The following is an 18,973-nucleotide window of genomic DNA, read 5'->3' as shown; positions in this document are numbered from 1 at the left end:
GCACCTCTAGCTCAACTGGCAGAGCAATTGACTCTTAATCAATGGGTTCCGGGTTCGAGTCCCGGGGGGTGCACCACAACAAGGCTCCGGAGTGATTCACTCCGGAGCCTTTTTTCGTTCCAGAACCTTCTTAATGCGGCCACTCCAGGCATCGAAAGTGTGATGCGTCACTCTGAGCCGTTTTTGGTCATAACCACCCCACAAGGTGGTGTAGTGTTATCTGTCGTTGCGGAGGTCAACAGGGAAAGAAGAAGCCCTAAACACCAACACAGCAGCTGCACCTCTAGCTCAACTGGCAGAGCAATTGACTCTTAATCAATGGGTTCCGGGTTCGAGTCCCGGGGGGTGCACCACGAGAAAAGGCTCCGGACCACTGATGCGGTCCGGAGCCTTTTTGTTTTCGTCCTGATACGTGATGCGCAGGAGGGCCGGCCCGGGGGCCGGCCCTCCTGCAATTCCTACAAACTGCCGTCCTGGGGCGCCCCGGGGAACGGCTCTCCGGCTGGACGGTCGAGGACCGGCGCGCCCGCAAGGCCCCGCACCACAAGCCTCAGTTCCTCGCGGAGGCGGGATGTGTCCACAGCCACCGGAGCCAGAACGTCCTGCTCAAGCCTGACCGCCTCGGCCAACGCCGCCGAACCCGCCTCTGTGAGTGTCACCACATGGCTGCGTCTGTCCGAGTCGCTGCGCTGGCGGCTGACGTGCCCGTGCAACTCCAGCCTGGCGAGCGTAGTGCCCATTGTCTGCGCCTTGACCCGCGCGACTTCAGCCAAGGCAGCCTGTGTAATGGGCCCTTTCGCCGCAAGGACCTGCATGGCAATCACCCCGGCGTGGGTCAATCCGATGTTCTTCAATTTTTCATTCCACGAGATTTCCACAAGCCGCGCCGCCGTCGAAAGCAATCGCGTAGTGGGCCATCTCTCCATATCCGGCATGCCGACAGTATATGCGCGGAGAGGGTGAAGCCGTGGCTTCTCCCCACTAAGCTGGGGAGTCGCCCACGTATGCAAGGAGTAAATTTTGGCCGAACGACTCACCCCAGGCACCACCGCCCCGGAGTTCACCCTCCCGGACGCGGCAGGCAATTCAGTCAGCCTTTCGGATTTCCGGGGCAGGAAAACGATTGTCTATTTCTACCCGGCCGCATCCACGCCGGGCTGCACCAAACAAGCCTGCGATTTCCGCGACTCCCTGGCTTCCCTGCAGGCAGCCGGCTACCAGGTGGTGGGTATTTCCCCTGATCCCGTCAAGTCCCTGGCCGCCTTTGCCGAAGCCGAAAGCCTGACCTTCCCCCTGTTGTCTGACGAGGATCACGCAGTAGCCGAGGCCTACGGCGCCTGGGGCGAGAAGAAGAACTACGGCAAGACCTACATGGGGCTTATCCGTTCGACCGTGGTGGTTGATCCCGCGGGGCACATCCAACTGGCCCAGTACAACGTCCGCGCCACCGGGCATGTTGCCAAGCTCCGGCGGGACCTGAAACTGGACAGCTAACGGGTACACTGGAGGCCGGTGGAAGCCCAACTGTCCCCCGGACAGCCGGCCACCATCCGCGCGAGTGGTGAAATTGGCAGACACGCAGGATTTAGGTTCCTGTGCCTTCGGGCGTGGGGGTTCAAGTCCCCCCTTGCGCACAGTTGTCGAGGCACCCCTGGCCCACGGGCCGGGGGTGTTTTTTCCTCAAGCAGACGGGGACTGCCCTGACGCGGTGTGTGCGGTACCAAGCCACGCAGCGCAACGATGAGGTTCATCTAGACTGGAATGCGGTCTGGCCGAAGCCGGCCACAGCACTTCCGACCGGCTTGAGGGGACAAGAGTGGCAAGCAGCACAATGCGGCGGCTGACGAAACAGCTTGGGGCCCTTTCCATGGCACTGGCCCTTGCGGCTTGCACGGGAACACCGGGGCCCTCCCCTTCTTCCTCCACCAGCAGCCCGGCAGCCGAACCAACCGCCACCTTCAATTTCGGGACAGCCTCCATGCCCCTGGGACTGGACCCGGCGATGACGGCAGACTCGGAGTCCTACCGCGTGACCCGCCAGGTCCTCGAAGGACTGGTGGGAGTGGACGGCGGGACCGGACAGACCACCGCACTGCTGGCCACCGAATGGAAAGACAGCAACAACGGCCTCACCTACGACTTCACCCTGCGGCCCAACGTCACGTTCCACGACGGCACCGTCTTTGACGCGGCCGCAGTCTGCGCCAACTTCAACCGCTGGTTCACGTTCCCCGCCGAACTGCGGAAGCAGGTTCCAGGTATCTCCTTCCAAGGCGTTTTCAAGGCCTACTCGGATGAGCCGGTGTTCTCGATCTTCAAGGACTGCAAAGTTGTTTCACCGGGCAACGTGCAAATCAACCTCACGCGGCCCTTCACCGGTTTCCTGCAGGCCCTGACACTCCCGGCATTTGCGATCTCCTCGCCCAAGGCATTGGAGACCGGGACCGCCAACGTGCTGGACCAGACCCGCAACGGGCAGGCCGTTTCGGCATATTCCGGCCATCCCGTAGGAACCGGCCCCTACCAGTTCAGCACCTGGGATGAGCAGAAGATCACGCTGGCCACGAACAAGGGCTATTGGGGCAACAAGGGCCAGATTGCCACCATCAATTTCATCCCCTACGACCGTGCCGAAACCCGCCAGCAGGCATTGCTGGACGGCAAGATCGATGCCTACGACCTCGTCACCCCGGGGACCTTCGATGAACTGGTCAAACGGGGCGTCCAGATCATCCAGCGCGACCCCTTCTCCGTGATGTACCTGGGCATGAACCAGGCCGTGGCACCGCTGGAAAAGCTGGAAGTGCGCCAGGCGATCGAGATGGCCATCGATAAGGAAACCCTGATCCGCAGGTTCTTTATCGACAACACCGCCCAGGCATCGCAGTTTGTGCCGCCCAAGCTCAGTGGCTTCAACAACAACGCCCCGTCGCTGGGATACAACCCGGACAAGGCCAAGGAACTCCTGGCAAAGGCCGGCTACAAGGGCGAGGAACTGAAGTTCTACTACCCGCAGAACGCCACCCGCGCCTACCTGCCCACGCCGGAAAAGATTTACGCCGAAATCAGCAGGCAGCTGGTGGCCGTGGGCCTGAACATCAAACCGGTTCCGGTGCCCTGGGAGTCGGGCTACCTGCAGAAGGTCCAGTCCCCGGGTGACCACGCTCTGCACCTGCTGGGATGGAACGGTTCCTACGCAGATGCCGACAACTTCCTGGGACCCCTGTTCGGCGAGTCCCGCGGCGAATTCGGCTACACGGATTCCGAGGTCTTCCACAAGATCGAGAGGGCGCGGGCCCTTCCCAACGGCGACGACCGGAACACCCAGTACCAGGCCATCAACGCCGAGATTGCGGCCTCCGTCCCGGCTGTTCCCATCGCCTTCCCGATCTCTGCCCTGGCACTGTCCGACAAGGTGGAAAGCTACCCCGCATCCCCTGTCCTCAACGAAGTTTTCACAAACGTCCGCCTAAAGCCTTGACGATTCCCGGCAATTTCAGTATTGGGTCCGCGCGGGGATATTCTGTGACAGCCAGTGCCGCCCCTATCGGAGATTGATTGTGACCTTCATTTCCAAGACTCAACATGCCGACGTCGTCCTCATAGGCGGCGGAATCATGAGTGCCACCCTGGGTGCGTTCATCAAGCAGCTTGAACCCACCTGGACCATCTCCCTGTTCGAACGCCTCGACGAAGCGGGACTCGAAAGCTCCGGCCCCTGGAACAATGCCGGCACGGGACACGCTGCGCTGTGTGAGCTCAACTACTCACCTGCTGCCAAGGACGGTTCGGTGGATCCGTCAAAGGCAATCCACATCAACGAGCAATTCCAGCTCTCCCGGCAATTTTGGTCCCACCTGGTGGACACCAAGGTCATCGGCTCCCCCAAAGGTTTCATCAACACCGTTCCGCACATGAGTTTCGTCATTGGCGACGACCACGCGAACTTCCTGAAGACACGTTACGAGGCCCTCAAGCCGAACACGCTCTTCCGCAGCATGGAGTACTCCGAAGACCAGGCCCGTATCGCCCAGTGGGCTCCCCTGATCGTCAAGGGCCGCGACGCCAAGCAGCGCGTTGCCGCTACCCGCGCGGCGGAAGGCACCGACGTCGACTTCGGCGCCTTGACGCGTGAGTTGACCACCTATCTGCAAAGCAGCGGCGCGGAGGTCAACTACGGCCACGACGTCACCGACGTCGAGCGGGCGTCCGGAGGCGGCTGGAACCTCTCCATCAAGCACCGCAAGTCCGGTGAGCACGGCCGGATCCACGCCAAGTTCGTCTTTGTCGGAGCTGGCGGCGGCGCGCTGCACCTCCTGCAGGCATCGGGCATTCCGGAAAGCAAGGGCTACGGCGGGTTCCCGGTATCCGGCCAGTTCTTCCGCTGCACGGATGATTCGATCACTTCCCAGCACAGCGCCAAGGTGTACGGCCAGGCTTCGGTAGGCGCGCCTCCGATGTCCGTGCCCCACCTGGACACCCGCTTCGTCAACGGCAAGCGTTCGCTGCTCTTTGGACCGTACGCCGGTTTCTCCACCAACTTCCTCAAATCCTCCAGCTACTGGGACCTGCCCCTGTCGATCCGCCCGGGAAACATCATTCCCATGCTGGCGGTCGCCAAGGACAACATGGACCTCACGGCCTACCTCATCAAGGAAGTGGCCAAGCGCCACGAGGCCAAGGTGGAGTCGCTCCGGGAGTACTACCCGGAAGCAAAAGGCGGAGACTGGGAACTCATCACCGCCGGGCAGCGTGTACAGATCATCAAGAAACACCCGCAGAAGGGTGGTGTCCTGCAGTTCGGCACCGAGGTCATCGCATCGCGCGACGGTTCCATCGGTGCCTTGCTCGGCGCCTCCCCTGGAGCGTCCACAGCCGTTCCCATCATGATCGAGCTGCTCCAGAAGTCCTTCCCCAAGAACTTCAAGGGCTGGCAGTCCAAGCTCAAGGACATGATGCCCGGCTACGGCGTCAAGCTCAACGAGAACCCCGAGCTCGCTGCCGAGCTCGAGGCGAGCACGGCGCGCTCCCTGCAACTCGACGGGGCCAACGCCCTCAAGAGCTAGGCAACTGAAGAGGCTGCGGCCGGTTCCCGTCAGCCGAAGGAATCCGTACTCCAGGAGACGATGACTGACATGTTCCGCTTGGCCAGATTGTCCCTGGGTAACCGTGCATTGATCGCGCTGATCACCGTCTTTGCGGCGGTGTTCGGCGTGATCACCATGGGGTCGTTGAAGCAGGAACTCATCCCGTCGATCGAGTTCCCCCAGATCACCGTGGTGACGTCCATGCCGGGGGCTTCTCCGGAAGTCGTGGACAAGCAGTTGAGCCAGCCGCTGGAAACGGCGCTGAACAGTGTGGAGGGCCTGGAGTCCACCACCTCCACGTCCCGCAACGGCGTTTCGCAGATCACCATGGTGTTCGCCTATGGTTCCAACCTCGACCGCGCGCGGAACCAGATTGACCGTGCCATCTCGAATGCCAAGCGGGTCCTGCCGGCAGATGTGGAACCGCAGTCCATTGCGGGCAACATCAGCGACTTCCCGATCGTTTTCCTCGCGGTATCATCCGACAAGCCGCTCAGTGAGCTCAACGCGGACCTGCAACGCCTGAGTGTCCCCCGCTTGCAGAAACTCGACGGCGTCCGCGGAGCCGAGGTGACGGGCGGCGCCAGCCAGCACATCCTGGTCCAGCCCCGCCCCGCGGAGCTCGCGGCAGCCGGCGCCTCCGTCCAGGCCATCAGCGACGCCCTGAAAAACAACGGGGCACTGGTTCCGGTGGGCACCATCGAGGACCAGGGCAAAACCCTGTCCCTGCAACTCGGCAGCCCGGTGGATTCCGTGGACGTCATCAAGGGCCTTCCCTTGGCGGGCGGCGGGAGCTCCGCAACGATCGGCTCAGTGGCCGACGTCAGCATCGAGGATGATGCGCCAACCTCGATCACCCGCACCAACGGCAAACCCACGCTGGCCCTGTCAGTGACCAAGAAGCCGGAAGGCGACACGGTGGCGATTTCCCATGCCGTGCGTGACGCAATCGGCCCGATGGAAGCCGAGTTGGGCAACAATGCCTCGTTCACGCCCGTGTTCGACCAGGCACCCTTCATCGAAAAGTCCATCAAGGACCTCACCACCGAGGGCCTGCTGGGCCTGGGCTTCGCCGTCGCCGTCATCCTCGTGTTCCTGATGTCCGTACGGTCCACGCTGGTGACTGCGGTGTCCATTCCGCTTTCCTTGTTGATCACGTTCATCGGGATCTCCGCCACGGGGTACTCGCTGAATATCCTCACCCTCGGAGCCCTGACCATCGCGATCGGGCGTGTGGTGGATGACTCGATCGTGGTGATCGAGAACATCAAGCGCCACCTCAGCTACGGGGAAGACAAACTCACGGCGATCCTGACCTCCATCCGTGAGGTAGCGGGGGCCATCACGGCCTCCACCTTGACGACAGTCGCGGTCTTCCTCCCCATCGCATTCGTGGGCGACCTGGCAGGTGAGCTGTTCCGTCCGTTCGCCTTGACCGTGACCATCGCCCTCCTGTCGTCGCTGCTGGTATCCCTGACGATCGTCCCGGTCCTTGCCTACTGGTTCCTCGCCTCACCGCGCCGGGGCGGGCAGGCTGCGGCCGGCCCCGAGGACGCCAGGACCGTCGCGGACAGGGCCCGGGAAGCTGAGCAGAAGTCCCGCCTGCAGCGAGGGTACTTGCCCATCCTTGCCACAACGCAGAAACATCCTGCGGCCACCCTTTCGGCAGCTGCGCTCATCCTGGTGGCGACGGTGGCCGCCACTCCGCTCCTGGCTACGGACCTGCTGGGCCGGTCCGGTGAGAACAGCATGACAGTCCGCCAGGTACTCCCTGCCGGCACCAGCCTGGAAGCGACCAGCAACGAGGCCGCCAAGGTCGAAGAAGCCCTGCGGGACCTGGAAGGCATCAAGGATATCCAGGCGACCTCCGGGAATGCGCAGACCGGCTTCGCTGCCCTGACCTCCACCGGCGCCTCGAACTCGACCTTCACGATCGTGACGGATGAGAAAGTAAATCAGAAACAGCTGCAGGACGACGTCAGGGCAAAACTCGAAGGCTTGCCCGGAAAGATCACCGTGGGATCCCAGCAGGGCGGATTCGGAACCTCGTCTACGGTGGACATCACCATCCGGGCGTCCAATTCCGCGGACCTGCAAAGCGCCAGCGACACCATGGTGAAGGCCATGGAAGGGGTACCGGGCAGCACGGAAGTTTCCACCAACCTGGCCGCCAGCCAGGCCGTTGTCCAGGTCCGGGTCGACAGGGCGAAAGCCGTGGCGGCGGGACTGACGGAGCAGCAGGTGGGAGCGGTCCTGGCCACCACGGTCAGCCCCATCCCGGCGGGTACGGTCCGGATCGGGACGAACGATTACCCGGTACAGATCGGAAAGGGTACGCGTTTCACCAGCATCGCCGCCGTCCGCGCCCTCCCGCTGCCCACACCCCGCGGCAGCATCACCCTGGAGTCGATTGCCTCGGTGGAGCAGGTGGAAACGCCGGTTTCAATTACCAGCAGCAACGGCCAGCGCACCGCAAGGGTGAGCGTCACGCCGTCGGGCTCCAACCTTGGCAGCGTCAGCGCCGCTGTCCAGGAGCGGCTCGCGGACGTCCAGCTGCCGGCGGGCGTCACGGCGACTGTCGGCGGTGCCACCACGCAGCAGGCAGAGTCGTTCCAGCAGCTGGGCCTGGCCCTGTTGGCAGCGATCGCGATCGTCTACGTCATCATGGTGGCCGCTTTCAAGTCGCTCATCCAACCGCTCATCCTGCTGGTGTCCGTGCCCTTTGCCGCCACCGGAGCAGTGGGCCTCCTCCTGCTGACCGGCGTACCACTTGGCCTGCCGTCCCTGATCGGGATGTTGATGTTGGTGGGCATTGTGGTGACCAATGCCATTGTGCTGATCGACCTCATCAACCAGTACCGCAAGCCGCACGACGGCAGCGCGGGCATGAGCGTAGCGGACGCCATTACGCATGGTGCACGGCAACGCCTTCGGCCCATCCTCATGACCGCCCTGGCCACCGTCTTCGCACTGACTCCCATGGCTTTGGGACTGACCGGCGGCGGGGGTTTCATTTCCCAGCCGTTGGCGATCGTCGTGATCGGCGGCCTGGTGTCCTCGACCGCCCTGACCCTGGTGCTTGTTCCCGTGCTCTACAAGCTGGTTGAAGGCCGCCGCGAGAAGAAGCAGCTCCTGAAGGATCTGCAGAACCGGCCCGCCGTCCGCCAGGGCAACGGCAACGGCAACGGCACCGGCTCTGACGAATTCCTCGACTGGACCACCGGGATGGTGCCCCGGGTCAGCGGACGTCGCGCCGCAGCCAACCCTGCGGAATAGCCGCACGGCGCCACTTGCAGTACCAGAAGGGCCGGGAATGATTCCCGGCCCTTCCCTGTTGCAGGAACTGATACATGCAAATGCATCTATTTTCAGGTACACTGGATTCATCGCCCGGAACCACGGGCAGGGAGAAAGGCACATCATGCAGATCGGCGTCTTCAGCGTCAGCGACATCACCACGGACCCCACTACCGGACGTACTCCCACCGAGCACGAGCGCATCAAGGCGTCGGTAGCCATTGCCAAGAAGGTCGAAGAAATCGGCATGGATGTCTACGCCCTCGGTGAGCACCACAACCGCCCGTTCTTCTCCTCGTCCCCCACCACCACGCTGGCCTACATCGCGGCACAGACTGAGCGCATCACGCTCTCAACGGCCACCACGCTGATCACCACCAATGACCCGGTGAAGATCGCCGAGGACTTTGCGATGCTGCAGCACCTCTCCGACGGACGCGTGGATCTGGTTCTGGGCCGCGGCAACACCGCCCCCGTCTACCCTTGGTTCGGCAAGAACATCCAGGACGGCATTGAGCTTGCCATCGAGAACTACAGCCTGCTCCGCAAGCTGTGGGATGAAGACACCGTCAATTGGTCGGGCAAGTTCCGCACCCCGCTGCAGAACTTCACCTCCACCCCGCGGCCGCTCGACGGCGTGGCCCCCTTTGTGTGGCACGGTTCCATCCGTACCCCGCAGATCGCCGAGGTTGCTGCGTACTACGGTGACGGGTTCTTTGCCAACAACATCTTCTGGCCGAAGGAACACTACCAGCAGCTCATCGGCCTCTACCGGGAGCGCTTCGAGCACTACGGACACGGTAAGGCAGACCAGGCAATCGTTGGCCTGGGCGGTCAGTTCTTCATGCGCAAGAACTCCCAGGACGCCGTCAAGGAGTTCCGTCCGTACTTCGACAACGCACCCGTGTACGGCCACGGACCGTCCCTGGAGGACTTCACGTCGCAGACGCCGCTGACAGTGGGCAGCCCCCAGGAGGTCATCGAGAAGACCCTGACCTTCCGTGAGTTCTTCGGCGACTACCAGCGTCAGCTGTTCCTGATCGACCACGCCGGACTTCCGCTGAAGACCGTCCTGGAGCAGTTGGACCTCTTCGGCGAGGAAGTCCTGCCGGTCCTGCGCAAGGAGTACGCAGCCCGGAAGCCCGCCCACGTTCCCGACGCCCCGACCCACGCTTCACGTGTTGCCACCGCCCTGGAGGCCAGCGTCGGCGAGTCGGCTCCGGCGGGGACTGCAGGTCAGGAGTCCTGATGTCCAGCCCGTCGGCCTCATCCGCCGTCCGTCTCGCCGCTGAAACCTGGGAGTCGCTTTTCCGCTCCCAGGTGGCGGTGATGCGGAAACTGCAGTCCGGCCCTGCCTTCAAGACCCTTCCGGTCAAGGAGTACGACGTCCTGTTTACGCTCTCCCGCTGCCCTTCCGGCCAGCTGCGCTTGAATGAAATCAACGACAAAGTCCTGCTGAGCCAGTCAAGTTTGAGCCGGTTGGTTGACCGGCTGGAGAAGCGCGGCCTGGTGGAGCGGACAACAGCTCCCGACGACGGCCGTGGAGTCCTGCTGTCCCTCACCGAAGCCGGACGTGAGTTGCAGAAGACGATCGGACGCGAGCACGTCCGTGACATCGCGCACCTGGTCGCTCCGGCCTTGACCGCCGACGAACAGCGCGAGTTGCTTCGCCTGACGGAGAAGCTCCGCGCGTCCGTCGCGGGCCACTAGCCGGCTGCACTGCGCCTAGCGCAAGGTGATGAGTTGCCCGGGGTCTTCCCCGGGCAACTCGCCGTTAACGCCGGCGTTGACCTTCAGGGTTTTCAGCGTGAGGCTTCCCCCTACGGTGGAGAGGAACGCGGTGTCGGAGGAATCCCTGCCGGCAGTGATCCGGAGCATGGACCGGCGCGGGGCCAGGCCCGTGGGATCGATGACATGCCAGCCACCATCGATGTAGGCCTCGGCCACGGCGTGGAAATCCATGGGGCTCAGGCCAGGGGCATACACCGCAGCCAAGCGGGCGGGGACGTCCTTGGACCGCAGCAGGGCGATGGCAAGATGCGCGAAGTCACGGCATACACCCCGCCGGTGAAGGAGGGTCTCCACGGCACCGTCCGTCCCCCTGGAGGATCCGCTGACGTAGCGGAGCTCGCCATGGACCCAGTTCCGCACTGCTGCCAGGAGTTCGGCTCCCTGCAGGTTCCCGAACTCGGCGTAGGACGTGGGAAGCAGCCTGTCCGACTCGGCATACCGGCTGGGCCGGACGTAGCGGATGAGTTCCATGGGTTCGGATGTATCTGCGACTCCCGTGCCCACCACTGTGGCGTGGTAGTCGACCGTGACCTCGCTGGGTTCGGTGAACTCCATGTAGTGGAACCGTCCGCCGTGGTGGTCGGCAAGCTCAGCGTACGGAACGTCCTGCCCGTCGCACGTGATGGAAAGCGTCTCGGCCAGGGAGTCGTAGCCGGGGTTGTTGGCCACGGCAATGGCCATGGCGACCTTGGTATTCGCTGCGGTCTTGAAAACGAGCTTGGCGGCTACGTTGCGTTCCATTAATCTCCGGGTTGGTTGCGGCGGGACAGCCCCCGTGCCGCCGTGCGTGGACCGGCCGACATCGGGACTATAGATCGGCCTTCAGAGACAGTAGCATCCACTGGACGCTTGGGAATCCGGACGCGGGACACCCCGGAACACGCACAGGACTAGGCTGAAGGCATGGATTCCGACGACAGCCTTCCCACCATGTCCGCCGTGGACATCGCCGACTGGCGTTTGCGGACGTTCGCCCTGTACCACCACGTGCGTGAGTTGGCCGTCCGGGATCCTTTCGACGCCCACAATTACTGGCGGCAGGAACGCGACCGCATGTTTGGAACACATCCGGCCTCGGCTTTGACGGATACCGCGAAAGCTTCCTTCTCCGGCCTCAAAACTGCGGACTACGACCCCGCCTTCCGGCTGTATGTCCCGTTGTCGCCCGAGGGTGCCGGCCAGGAAATGAACGTGAACACGGGCACGGACGGAGTTGTACCCTTCATCAGGATCGGCACCTTTGAGCTTCCCCGGCTCGGCTCCCTGGCTGCCTGGCGCCTGCGCAGCTATGGCGGCGGAATCTTCGTTCCCTTCCGGGACGCCACCGCGGGCAAGGACGGCGGCAGCTACGGCGCCGGACGCTATCTTCTGGACACCATCAAGGGCGCATACCACGGCGTGCGCCAGGGCACCGGGGAACAGGAGTTCGTGCTGGACTTCAATTTCGCCTACAACCCCTCGTGCGCGTACAACGAAGCCTGGGCGTGCCCCCTCGCGGGTCCGGCCAACCGGCTCTCTGAGGAGATCCCTGTTGGAGAGTTGTACACCGGCTAACCTTTCGCGTTGGCTAGCCAGTCAGGCCGGCTGCAGCGGCAAGGGAGAGGCAGGCAATGGCCGTCAGTATCGTCAGGGGTGCCACGATCAGGCCAAAGACGGCGTAACCCTTCCATGCGATCAGCACATTCATCCGCTTCAGGCGATCGTGCCACAGCAGTGTCGCCAGCGATGCCCAGGGAGCCACAAGGGGTCCGGCATTGACTCCGACCAACAAAGCGGCCATTCGCAGGGGGCTTTCCGCCAGCGGTTCGGCGAGCAAGTAGGCCGGCAGATTGTTGACGACGTTTGCACCCAGGGCACCTGTCAGCGCTAATCTCAGCAGGTCCGGGAATCCCTCACCCTGGCCTGCGGCTTCTCCAAGCAGCGACGATGCCCCAAGGTATTGGGCGGCCTCGACCACCAGGAAGAGTCCGCAGGTGAAGAGCAGCAGGGACCACGGAACCAGGGCCACCTTCAGTGCTTTGGGGCGGCGAACAGCGAACGTGACCAACAGAACGGCTGCGGCGGTCGTGGCTGGAATCCAGATCGCTGTTCCCGATACCAGTGCGGGCAACAGCAGAACCAACACCACCGCGCTGACGGACAGCAACACGCGGTCTCCGGCAGCCTTGGACGGCCCAGTGGTCTTGGACGGCCCAGTGGCCTTGGACGGCACAATGGTCTTGGACGGCCCAGGGGTCGCAGGAGCAGAAGCATTGCGTGGGTAGGCCCTGCGCAGGTCGCGGCGGAAGACAACGGCAATGAATGCCATTGGCACCAGGACCGCGGCCAGGGACGGCGCCCACATCAATTGCGCGAACTGCGCTGGACTGATGCTGCCCAGGTGGTGCTGTGCCAGGAGGTTGGTCAGGTTCGACACCGGCAGCAACAGGCTAGCCGTGTTGGCCAGCCACACCGTGGTCAACGCGAACGGCAGGACCGGCAGGCCTGCCTGCTTTGCCACGGTGACCACCACGGGGGTGAGGAGGACCGCCGTCGTATCCAGCGACAGAAAAATGGTGCTCACCGCAGCGAAGAATGCCAATAACAACCACAGCAAAACGCTGCTTCCACGTCCCCACCGGCCCAAGCGCCGTGCGATCCACTCGAAGGCGCCGGCCTCGCTGACGAGCTCGGTCACCACGGTCATGGCAACGACGAAGCCGAGAATGGGTGCCACCCGGTCCACGAGGACCGCCACTTCATGCCAGGGCAGGATACCCGCGGCAACGGTGACCCCACCGGCCACCAGCAGGACCAACCCGAAGATCGCCAGACGCATGGACTGGATTCTAAACCCACGGCACGGCTCTTCGCCCACGGCCCGGGTTCTTCGCTGTCGGCCAGGAGAATGCGTCATGGCATCGTAAGCAATGGGCCCACCGCCAGAGCCCGTGGAAGCCTAGCCTTGAAGCATGAACAGACTCCTCTTCCGGCCGCGGACCCAGCGGATGCTCGTCGCCGTTGCGGCGGCGGCAATCCTTGGATTGCTGGTCGCCGGGGCAGCACTGTTCCAGCCCTGGCGGCTCTTCACGAGCAGTGCCGTGGACGAAGCGCCGCCGGGAGTTTCGGCGCCCGCAGCGGTTGATACTTCGGCCTCCGGCGCCGAGGCGGCCATCCCTGCAGAAGCGCAACAAACCCCCGTACCGGTTGTGGTTGGTACCGGCGCATTCCAATCGCAGGAACATGCAACCAGTGGCACCGCCCAGCTGCTGAAGCTCGCGGACGGCAGCCATGTTCTCCGCCTGGAGAACCTGGCCAGCAGCGATGGGCCCGACGTCAAAGTGTGGCTGAGCAGCCTGCCAGCCGGCGGCGATTGGTTCAAATACCGGTCGGGGCGCTATGTTGACCTCGGCGCTGTCAAGGCCACCCATGGCAACCAGAATTACGCCATTCCTGCGGGCACCGATGTCTCGGGGCTGGCCTCTGTTGTCCTGTGGTGCGATCGGTTCAGCGTCGCCTTCGGATCCGCTCCGCTTGCTTAGCACCGCGTCGGAGGACGTAGGATGTCTCCATGACGTCCCTCTCCCCCCGCCGCATCGCACGCGTCCGTCCCCTTGATCCCACCACGCCGGACGAGCAGTTCTTCGTGGCCAATGATGCCCGGGACTTCGACTCGGATGCCGGCAGGAGCTGGACTGTCATCGAGACCCCCTTTCCCGGATCACGGGCCAACGCTCCAGGCCCTGCCCGGGCCGGCTGGGACATCGGCGCAGTGGTGGACCAGAAGATGTTCACTTTCCTTGCCCCTTCGGTACCGGTCAATGTGTTCGGGATGGCCCACAACACGGGGCAACCCGGGCGGGACCTGCCACCGCAGGCTTTCCACAAGGCGGCTTCCAGCGTGATCGGCCCGGACGAAGCCATCCAGCTGGGCCACGGGGCGGGCCACGTGGACCCGGAAGCCGAACTGACGATCGTCGTCGGCCGCACAGCCCGGGGATTGACCATGGAAACGGCCCGCGACGCGATCCTTGGCTTCACCATCGGTAATGATGTCTCCGCCCGTGACCTGCAAAAAACAGACGAGTTGTGGATCAGTGCCAAGAGCCAGGACACCTTTACGCCCGTTGGGCCGTGGATCGTCACGGACCTGGACGATTCGGACCTGGCCATCGGCATCATCCACAACGGCAAGGAACTGCAGGCGGCCAGTTCGGCCGACCTCGGCTGGAAAGTGGACGAGATCCTGGTCTACCTGACCGCCTTCATGACCCTCCAGCCGGGCGACCTGGTGCTGACGGGCTTCCCGGCAGAATGTGCCCGGATCCGCCCCGGGGACGTGGTGGTGTGCCGTGTGGAGGGCATCGGAGAGCTGCGCAACCCGGTCACTGGGGCCTCGTGGGAAAACCAGGGCGCATAGTGTGACAGGCTTAAGGCATGGAGACAGCCGCGGACGCCACTGGACTGCGCCCGTCTCCCTCGGATAGCCCAGCAGCGAAACTGCTGCGCAAACGGCACAGGGGCATCCTCAAATACCCCGTGGTCCGCCAGCTCATCCGGTTTACGGGGGTGGGCATCATCTGTACCGCCGGTTCGCTGGCCATCTACGCCGTGCTCCGGCCCTGGATCGATCCCCAACTGGCCAACGCGATCGCCCTTATCCTGACGTCACTGATGAACACAGCCCTGAACCGCCGCGTGACCTTCAAGATCTCCGGGAGCAGGAAGCGGACCCAGGACCATGTGAACGGGCTGATCGTCATCGTCATTGCCCTGGTCATCACCGGCGGCAGCCTCGGGGTCCTGCACCTCGTCAGACCCGAAGCGACGGTCACTGAAGAACTGTGGACCACCACATTGTCCGGGTTCCTTGCCACCGCTGTGCGGTTCACGCTCCTGCGCCACTGGATCTTCCGCCGCGCCCGCCACATCTAACGGCTCACCCAACTGAGTCGCATTTGTGCGCGTTTTGAGGGGTCAAAACGCGCACAACTGCGACCTAGTTGGGGTGGTGGGCCAGGTTCCTGACGCGCCCGACGGCGGTTTCCACGGCAACCGCTGCTTGCTCAAGTTCTGCAGCGGTAACGGCAGAGGTAAAGCTGAAACGTACAGCGGTCTGCGCCGTTCCAGGATCCAGGCCGAGCGCCAACAGCACCGGCGAAGGTGCATCCGATCCGGCCGCGCAGGCCGACCCGCTGGAACACACCACGCCGAGCCGTTCGAGTTCCAGCAGGACCGACTCGCCGCTGGTTCCCGGAAAGCAGAAGGATGCCACCGACGGCAGCCGCTTCACAGGATGCCCCGTCAACACAGCTCCCGGGACTTTCGCGAGGATCGCTTCAATGAACCGGTCCCGCATTCCGGCAACCTGGCTTGCCGCAGTGCTTTGTTCGGCGTGGCTGAGCGTCAACGCCGTCGAGAGTGCTACCGCTCCGGCCACATTCTCAGTGCCCGAGCGCTTGCCACGTTCCTGGCCACCGCCGTGGACCAGTGGTTCCAGGCGCAGCCGGCCTCTGGCAAACAGCACCCCTGAGCCCTTCGGCGCCCCGAGCTTGTGGCCTGAAAGGCTGAGGGCATCCACGCCAAGGGCTTTGGTGTCCAGGGGCAGCCATCCGGCAGCCTGGACGGCATCGGTATGGAAGGGGACATCCAGTTCATGCGTCACCGCCGCCAGTTGGGCCACAGGCTGGACCGTTCCTACCTCATTGTTGGCATACATGATGCTGACCAATGCGGTTTCCGGACGAAGTACTGCCCGCAGGGCCTCCGGTGTGACCAGCCCGTCCCCGTCCACCGGCACCACGTCCACGGCGAAGCCATGGACCCGTTCCAGGTACCGGGCCGATTCCTCCACCGCCGGATGTTCGACGGCGCTGATCACCACCCGGTTCAACGCCGGGTCTGCGGCCTTCCGGGCCAAGGCGATGCCCTTGACGGCAAGGTTGTCCGCTTCCGTGCCTCCGGAGGTGAAGGTCACCTCGCCGGAGCGGCAGTTCAGGACATTCGCGACGGCGGACCGCGCCCCCGCGAGCGCTGTCGCCGCCGCTTGGCCCAGGCTGTGGTGGCTTGAGGGGTTGCCGAACTCACCGCTGAGGTAGGGCCACATGGCCTGGAGCACTTCCCTGCGGACGGGTGTGGTGGCAGCTGCGTCCAGGAAAATCACGGCTGGTTCAGTTCGAGTTCGACGTCCAGGCCCAGGTCAAGGGCAGTGACGCTATGGGTGAGGCCGCCAACGGAGATCACGTCCACGCCGGTCGCCGCGATTTCCGCGACAGTGTGGAGGTTGACGTTTCCGCTGGCCTCCACCATGGCCCGGCCGTCGACCTGCTTGACGCCCGCGCGGAGTTCGTCGGTGGTGAAGTTGTCCAGCATGATCGTGTCCACCCCGGCGGCAAGGACGGGCTCGATCTGTTCGGCGCGGTCCACCTCCACTTCGAAGTGGGTGGTGTGGCCCAGTTGGTCCTTGGCAGCAAGCAGCAGCCCGGTAAGTTTGGCGGAGTCTCCTCCTGTCATGACGGCCAAGTGGTTGTCTTTGGCCAGGACGGCGTCGGAAAGGCTGTAGCGGTGGTTCGCTCCCCCGCCGCAACGCACGGCGTAGCGTTCCAGCACCCGGAGCCCGGGCGTAGTCTTTCGGGTGTCGGTGATCCTGGCGCGGGTACCTTCCACCAAGCGCACGAATTCGGCAGTTTTCGTGGCTATGGCACTCATGCGCTGAACCAGGTTCAGGCCCACCCGCTCAGCCAGCAGTACTGAACGCGCGCGTCCGCTGACCCGCGCGAGGTGGGTACCGGCGTCGAACGTTTCACCGTCGGCGAGCAGCAACTCAACGTCGGTGTCCGGGTCAATGAGCTTCATCGCGTCACGAAACACCGTTCCGCCGCTCAGGACACCGGGAACGCGCGCGTTCAGGACGGCGGTGGCTCGGGCGTCTGCGGGGATGAGCAGCTGCGAGGTGATGTCTCCGTTGGGTGCGTCCTCGGCGAAGGCCCGCTCCAGGATGTCCCGGACAGCTGCGGCGGGGAGGGTCAGGTTAGTCATGGACGAGGCTCGCTTTCCGGCTCATGGTGTCACGCTTGTCAAAATGGTCGACGGCGGCTGGTTCGGTCACGCTGTCGCTGCGGTAGTGCGCCCCCAGGGACCCACGCCGCTCCCGGGCGGCCCGGACAAGCAGTTGCGCGGCCAGCAGCAAATTGGCGTCCTCGTGCTCCCGCGGATCCAAGGAACCGGCACCGACCAAGGGCAAAACATCCTCAGCCCAGCCATCGAGAACAGCCTCGGCTTCCGCCAGCAACACCCCGTTCCGCAGGACCCCGGCCTTGGCAGTCATAAGTTGCTGGAGGGCCAGTCGAGAGAAATCCGCAGGAGAAGGCAGTCCGCCCGCACCAAGCGGTGCTGGAGGCCCCGAAAGCGCCGTTGTCGCGTGAGCGGCCGAACCGGCCGCCGAGCTTGCGAGGCGATCGCCGGTGCGAGCCGCGAGCGCAGGCGCCGAGGGGCCTGCAGCGCCGCGGTCGCCGGAGACGAACCCCGCCACGGCACGCCGCGCAAACACGAGCCCTTCAAGCAAGGAATTACTGGCCAGTCGGTTGGCGCCCTGCACACCGGTACACGCAGCCTCACCTGCGGCGTACAAACCAGGCACCGACGTCCGGCCGAACAGGTCCGTCACCACTCCACCCATCCAGTAGTGCGCTGCCGGTGCTACGGGAACGGGTTCGGTGGTCCAGTCGATACCGGTTTGCCGGGTCCGGTGGCTGATGGTCGGGAAGCGTTTCTCGAGGAAGCCTTCGCCGCGCTCTTTCTCGGTCACCGTGGCGTCCAGGTAGACGTGTCCGTTGGGGTCGCCGAGGGCGGCCAAGTGCAGGGCGATGCTGCGGGATACCACATCGCGCGGGGCGAGCTCGGCGTCGGGGTGGTAATCGCCCATGAACCGCTGGCCGTTGGCGTCCACCAGGACGGCCCCTTCACCCCGGACGGCTTCAGAGATCAGCAGGGGGTCGGCGCCTGCGGCAGCATGCTGCATTCCGGCCTGGGGAACCAGGCAGGTGGGGTGGAACTGGAAGAATTCAAGGTCTGCAACGGCAGCTCCGGCCCGCCACGCGAGGGCCAGGCCGTCCGCGGTGGCAACCGAGGGGTTGGTTGTCTGCGCAAAGAGCTGTCCGGCACCGCCGGTGGCCAGCAACACGGCGTCCGCGGCAAGGGCAACCTCATGGCCCTCGTGCAGGTAGGTCAGACCGGAAATGCGGCCTTCGGGACCGGTTGTCCGGAGCAAGGAGGTGGCGAAAGCTCCACTGACCACGCGGATACGCCCTGCCGCCTCGAACTCCAGGACGCTCCCGATCAACGCAGCTGCCACCTTGGCACCGGTGGCATCCCCGCCGGCGTGCAGGATGCGCGGCGCCGAGTGGGCGGCTTCGAGCCCCAAGGCGGGGTCGCCGTCGTCGTCCAGGTCGAAACGCACCCCGAAGCGTTCCAAGCCGACCATGTCCAGTCGGGCCTCGGTGCACAGCACCCGCACGGCCTCGGGGTCGCAATGGCCCGCGCCGGCCTTCAGGGTGTCGGCGATGTGGGCGGCCACCGTGTCACCTGGGGCTGGTTCCGGCAGGACCGCCGAAATCCCGCCTTGGGCGAACCAGGTGTTGCTGTCCGCCAACGTGCCCTTGGTCAGGAGGACGACGGCGGCGCCCGCCTCCGCGGCCAGCAGCGCGGCGTAGAGGCCTGCGATGCCGCTCCCCACAACAATCAGTCGCTGCGCGGGTGGGCCGGAAAGGCTCGACGGGAGGTGTGTCGAGGTCATGTGGGACTCGATTCGGCTAGTTGCG

General features: G+C 64.3%; 16 protein-coding genes and 3 tRNA genes. 13 read left to right on the top strand and 6 right to left on the bottom strand.

Annotation, left to right across the window (positions count from 1 at the left end; all coding sequences use genetic code 11):
- Both ACSVIE_RS09065 and ACSVIE_RS09060 read left to right on the top strand, forming a co-directional pair.
- Positions 1-76, top strand: a tRNA-Lys gene (locus tag ACSVIE_RS09065).
- A 201-nt stretch (positions 77-277) separates the two neighbouring features.
- Positions 278-353: transfer RNA gene (locus ACSVIE_RS09060), tRNA-Lys, on the top strand.
- Positions 354-458: 105 nt separating this feature from the next.
- Here ACSVIE_RS09060 and ACSVIE_RS09055 read toward each other — a convergent pair.
- Entirely contained in the window at positions 459-935 is a 477-nt protein-coding gene (locus tag ACSVIE_RS09055) for a MarR family winged helix-turn-helix transcriptional regulator (protein ID WP_426003110.1), read from the bottom strand.
- An 85-nt stretch (positions 936-1,020) separates the two neighbouring features.
- On the opposite strand from ACSVIE_RS09055, the gene bcp reads away from it, so the two are divergent.
- The 7 genes from bcp to ACSVIE_RS09020 all read left to right on the top strand — a co-directional run bounded on the left by bcp (position 1,021) and on the right by ACSVIE_RS09020 (position 10,094).
- On the top strand, positions 1,021-1,494 hold the full coding sequence (gene bcp, locus ACSVIE_RS09050) for a thioredoxin-dependent thiol peroxidase (RefSeq protein WP_442423611.1): 474 nt from the start codon (positions 1,021-1,023) through the stop codon (positions 1,492-1,494).
- Positions 1,495-1,552: 58 nt separating this feature from the next.
- Positions 1,553-1,634: transfer RNA gene (locus tag ACSVIE_RS09045), tRNA-Leu, on the top strand.
- Between the two features lie 182 nt (positions 1,635-1,816).
- Entirely contained in the window at positions 1,817-3,481 is a 1,665-nt protein-coding gene (locus ACSVIE_RS09040; protein WP_442423610.1) for an ABC transporter substrate-binding protein, read from the top strand.
- 79 nt (positions 3,482-3,560) lie between these two features.
- Entirely contained in the window at positions 3,561-5,066 is a 1,506-nt protein-coding gene (locus ACSVIE_RS09035; RefSeq protein ID WP_426003114.1) for a malate:quinone oxidoreductase, read from the top strand.
- A 69-nt stretch (positions 5,067-5,135) separates the two neighbouring features.
- Complete coding sequence (locus ACSVIE_RS09030) at positions 5,136-8,363, top strand: efflux RND transporter permease subunit (protein WP_442423616.1); 3,228 nt, start codon at positions 5,136-5,138, stop codon at positions 8,361-8,363.
- A 145-nt stretch (positions 8,364-8,508) separates the two neighbouring features.
- A complete protein-coding gene (locus ACSVIE_RS09025) occupies positions 8,509-9,633 on the top strand; it encodes an LLM class flavin-dependent oxidoreductase (protein WP_426003115.1) in 1,125 nt (374 codons plus the stop codon).
- Positions 9,633-10,094: a MarR family winged helix-turn-helix transcriptional regulator gene (locus ACSVIE_RS09020; protein WP_442423609.1), complete on the top strand. Its 462-nt coding sequence runs from the start codon at positions 9,633-9,635 to the stop codon at positions 10,092-10,094. Before ACSVIE_RS09025 ends, ACSVIE_RS09020 begins: the two co-directional genes overlap by 1 nt.
- Positions 10,095-10,109: 15 nt before the next feature.
- On the opposite strand, the gene ACSVIE_RS09015 is transcribed toward ACSVIE_RS09020, so the two are convergent.
- Positions 10,110-10,916: a transglutaminase-like domain-containing protein gene (locus tag ACSVIE_RS09015; protein ID WP_442423608.1), complete on the bottom strand. Its 807-nt coding sequence runs from the start codon at positions 10,914-10,916 to the stop codon at positions 10,110-10,112.
- Between the two features lie 162 nt (positions 10,917-11,078).
- Between ACSVIE_RS09015 and ACSVIE_RS09010 the strand changes: the two genes are divergently transcribed.
- Positions 11,079-11,729 carry a DUF1684 domain-containing protein gene (locus ACSVIE_RS09010; RefSeq protein ID WP_426003119.1) on the top strand — a complete coding sequence of 217 codons (651 nt, stop codon included), beginning with the start codon at positions 11,079-11,081 and terminating at the stop codon, positions 11,727-11,729.
- A 13-nt stretch (positions 11,730-11,742) separates the two neighbouring features.
- Here ACSVIE_RS09010 and ACSVIE_RS09005 read toward each other — a convergent pair whose 3' ends face one another.
- The gene (locus ACSVIE_RS09005; protein ID WP_442423607.1) at positions 11,743-12,993 is read right to left on the bottom strand and encodes an SLC13 family permease; all 1,251 of its coding nucleotides are present in this window, start codon (positions 12,991-12,993) and stop codon (positions 11,743-11,745) included.
- A 133-nt stretch (positions 12,994-13,126) separates the two neighbouring features.
- Here ACSVIE_RS09005 and ACSVIE_RS09000 point away from each other — a divergent pair, with 133 nt between their 5' ends.
- From ACSVIE_RS09000 to ACSVIE_RS08990, 3 genes are read left to right on the top strand one after another with little or no spacing between them, the layout of a single operon-like run.
- Complete coding sequence (locus ACSVIE_RS09000) at positions 13,127-13,696, top strand: DM13 domain-containing protein (RefSeq protein ID WP_426003122.1); 570 nt, start codon at positions 13,127-13,129, stop codon at positions 13,694-13,696.
- Between the two features lie 29 nt (positions 13,697-13,725).
- Complete coding sequence (locus ACSVIE_RS08995) at positions 13,726-14,574, top strand: fumarylacetoacetate hydrolase family protein (RefSeq protein ID WP_442423606.1); 849 nt, start codon at positions 13,726-13,728, stop codon at positions 14,572-14,574.
- A gap of 17 nt (positions 14,575-14,591) precedes the next feature.
- Positions 14,592-15,089 (top strand): GtrA family protein, encoded by a 498-nt coding sequence (locus ACSVIE_RS08990; protein ID WP_426003125.1) that lies wholly within the window; start codon positions 14,592-14,594, stop codon positions 15,087-15,089.
- 64 nt (positions 15,090-15,153) lie between these two features.
- On the opposite strand, the gene ACSVIE_RS08985 is transcribed toward ACSVIE_RS08990, so the two are convergent.
- From ACSVIE_RS08985 to ACSVIE_RS08975, 3 genes are read right to left on the bottom strand one after another with little or no spacing between them, the layout of a single operon-like run.
- Positions 15,154-16,317 (bottom strand): cysteine desulfurase family protein, encoded by a 1,164-nt coding sequence (locus ACSVIE_RS08985; protein WP_442423605.1) that lies wholly within the window; start codon positions 16,315-16,317, stop codon positions 15,154-15,156.
- Positions 16,314-17,192, bottom strand: a complete 879-nt coding sequence (nadC, locus tag ACSVIE_RS08980) for a carboxylating nicotinate-nucleotide diphosphorylase (RefSeq protein WP_426003128.1) — start codon at positions 17,190-17,192, stop codon at positions 16,314-16,316. The genes ACSVIE_RS08985 and nadC overlap by 4 nt, the downstream gene beginning before the upstream one ends.
- On the bottom strand, positions 17,185-18,948 hold the full coding sequence (locus ACSVIE_RS08975; protein ID WP_442423604.1) for an L-aspartate oxidase: 1,764 nt from the start codon (positions 18,946-18,948) through the stop codon (positions 17,185-17,187). The genes nadC and ACSVIE_RS08975 overlap by 8 nt, the downstream gene beginning before the upstream one ends.
- Positions 18,949-18,973 lie beyond the last annotated feature (25 nt).

Source organism: Paenarthrobacter sp. NCHU4564 (genome assembly GCF_052156435.1).
Classification (GTDB): Bacteria; Actinomycetota; Actinomycetes; order Actinomycetales; family Micrococcaceae; genus Arthrobacter.
This window is presented reverse-complemented; position numbering and strand designations above follow the sequence as displayed.

Coding starts and splice junctions, on each gene's coding strand:
- ACSVIE_RS09055 (WP_426003110.1), bottom strand. CDS start 935: ATGCCGGATATGGAGAGATGGCCCACTACGCGATTGCTTTCGACGGCG.
- ACSVIE_RS09030 (WP_442423616.1), top strand. CDS start 5,136: ATGTTCCGCTTGGCCAGATTGTCCCTGGGTAACCGTGCATTGATCGCG.
- ACSVIE_RS09025 (WP_426003115.1), top strand. CDS start 8,509: ATGCAGATCGGCGTCTTCAGCGTCAGCGACATCACCACGGACCCCACT.
- ACSVIE_RS09020 (WP_442423609.1), top strand. CDS start 9,633: ATGTCCAGCCCGTCGGCCTCATCCGCCGTCCGTCTCGCCGCTGAAACC.
- ACSVIE_RS09015 (WP_442423608.1), bottom strand. CDS start 10,916: ATGGAACGCAACGTAGCCGCCAAGCTCGTTTTCAAGACCGCAGCGAAT.
- ACSVIE_RS09010 (WP_426003119.1), top strand. CDS start 11,079: ATGGATTCCGACGACAGCCTTCCCACCATGTCCGCCGTGGACATCGCC.
- ACSVIE_RS09005 (WP_442423607.1), bottom strand. CDS start 12,993: ATGCGTCTGGCGATCTTCGGGTTGGTCCTGCTGGTGGCCGGTGGGGTC.
- ACSVIE_RS09000 (WP_426003122.1), top strand. CDS start 13,127: ATGAACAGACTCCTCTTCCGGCCGCGGACCCAGCGGATGCTCGTCGCC.
- ACSVIE_RS08995 (WP_442423606.1), top strand. CDS start 13,726: ATGACGTCCCTCTCCCCCCGCCGCATCGCACGCGTCCGTCCCCTTGAT.
- ACSVIE_RS08990 (WP_426003125.1), top strand. CDS start 14,592: ATGGAGACAGCCGCGGACGCCACTGGACTGCGCCCGTCTCCCTCGGAT.
- nadC (WP_426003128.1), bottom strand. CDS start 17,192: ATGACTAACCTGACCCTCCCCGCCGCAGCTGTCCGGGACATCCTGGAG.
- ACSVIE_RS08975 (WP_442423604.1), bottom strand. CDS start 18,948: ATGACCTCGACACACCTCCCGTCGAGCCTTTCCGGCCCACCCGCGCAG.